This window comes from Streptomyces sp. NPDC002403, from assembly GCF_053593015.1.
Map to the genome: position 1 here is coordinate 1 of NZ_JBSFBQ010000146.1, position 2,006 is coordinate 2,006.

Genomic DNA, 2,006 nt, shown 5'->3' on the forward strand with positions numbered 1-2,006 from the left:
CTGCTCACCCCTCACCGAATGGATCTGGCGCTGGAGCTGGCACGGACCGTGGCCAATGCCATCGGCGAACCCGTGTGGACGTCCACCGGCCGCGCGGGAGTGTCGTTCGACGAGGAGACCGGCATGACTTACCCGGCCCGGTTCGACGATGACCCGGGTAAGCAGCCGGTGGGGCAGTGGATGGTCAGCCCGCCCGGACTGCTGCCCCCGCCAGGGACGGAACCGTCGAGCAGTGGCCAGTGGCTCTACACCATGGAGGACGGCAAACGCCTCTGGGTGCTCGACCAGGAACTGATCACTTACTCCGTCATCCACCCCGTAACAGGCGAGTCTATCGGCCGCTCCATCGTCAGCGAAATTGAACAGGTAGCCGCCGAGGCGGTCGACTACATTTCCCAGCTGCTATCCGCGCGCTTTATGTACCACTCGGATCCAGCCTATGCGGGTTTCGCCCCGGTGGGGACAATGCCCACGCTGTGGGCGGACGCGGATCCGGGCACGCGGATGTACGTCTTCGCCGGGCACACCGACGAGTACGGCCGCTTCTTGTGGCTGGCGCGGATCAATGGAGAGGTCAAGGAGCTGTGGGGGACGCCGCGGTCCGCGGGCGGCTACCTCAAACGGCGTCCCAGCCTGAACAGACTGCGCGAAGAGGCCCAAGGCCGCCCCGTGCCCATCCTTGCCGCACGTTGCCGTGTGGGATCCGTGCCGCAAGGGGCCGTGGACCCGCTGGCCACCGGCGAATCTGGCCAGATCCTGGCCACCGAAGCCGGCGCACCTCTCTACGCCCCCACCTACAACTTGGGCATGGGCGTATCGGGCCCGGCAAAGCGCAAGCTGTACATCGCCGCCGACAGCCGGGGTGGGCTGGGTCGGTGGAAGGAGTTCCGGCCGGAGCCGGAGGGCGAGGCGCTGGAAGAGCTGGCACGCGCCATGGGCCTCGCCGCCGATCAGGCTGCCCGTCTGGTGCGGGCTCTGCGGCAGGTCTTCGGCCCCACCGCCGAACTCGACCCGCTCCTCGTGGCCGGTGTCGGAGCCCTGGAACGGCTTCGTCAAGCAGACCCTGTCTTTGACGGAACCGGCCCCTTCACCCTCGCCTTCTTCCAGCACGCCGCACAACAGCTCCGCCGAGCCACCGGCCAGCCGGCACTTGCGGTCGACGCCGAGGCTGATGCCGATGCGCACCGCGTATTGCTCGCATACGCCCAGGGGTGGGCCCAGGCCTCCGCCGACGGCGGTCAGTTCTTCCCGCTCACCGCGCACCTGCCCCTGCCCGCGGTCCAAGCACTCCATCAGGTATGGGCCCGCGCCAGCGCATCCGCGACGGATGCCGTTCTGCGCAACGTGAATTCCGCCAGACTGGTCAATGGTCCTGTGATCGGGCCGGTCACCGAGGACGACCGGCGCACCCTGGCCTTCTGGTCACTGGTGCGCGCAGAAGACGCCCTCGGCGCCTGGGGCGGGCTCACGGATGACCTCGTGCGGCACGTGCTCCACCTGGACGAAACCCAACCAGTCACCCCGCAACGGCGAAACACCGTCCGGGTTCTGGTGGCCCACGCGATCGCCGCCGGCCGTACCGGAACCGGACCCGCCGCCTGGGCCGCCCACCATCTCGAGACCACCACCCAACTCCTCTCCGCCGCCACCCTCACCCGAAGCACCCACCCCAAAACCTGGGGCCGCAACTTCACCAGCAGGCCGATCAACAAACTGCACCTGGACGCTACCGCGCTGGGAGAACACTCTTTTCTGGTCGCTGCGGTCGGCCGCGACTATGCCGACCTGGCCGAGCCGAACGGGGTCCGGCACCGGGTGTCCTTCGACGAAGTCGCCGAGCTTCTGACCGCGGACCCCGCGTTCTACGTACCGTGGGTGACCATCGTGCTCCTGGTCTCGGGTGATCCCGCTGGGCGGGTGGCACTGGCCCACGCGATCGCGGACCGAACCGGCCGACGTGTGGTCCACTACAACAGCCCCGACGGTCTGACCGTGACCGACGCCGA

Annotated in this window: 1 protein-coding gene; it reads left to right on the top strand. The window is 68.4% G+C overall.

What is annotated here, in order from left to right:
• Positions 1-18 precede the first annotated feature (18 nt).
• Positions 19-2,006, top strand: a 1,988-nt coding sequence (locus ACWCPY_RS43205) for a lonely Cys domain-containing protein (protein WP_451274672.1), incomplete at its 3' end; no start/stop codon positions are given.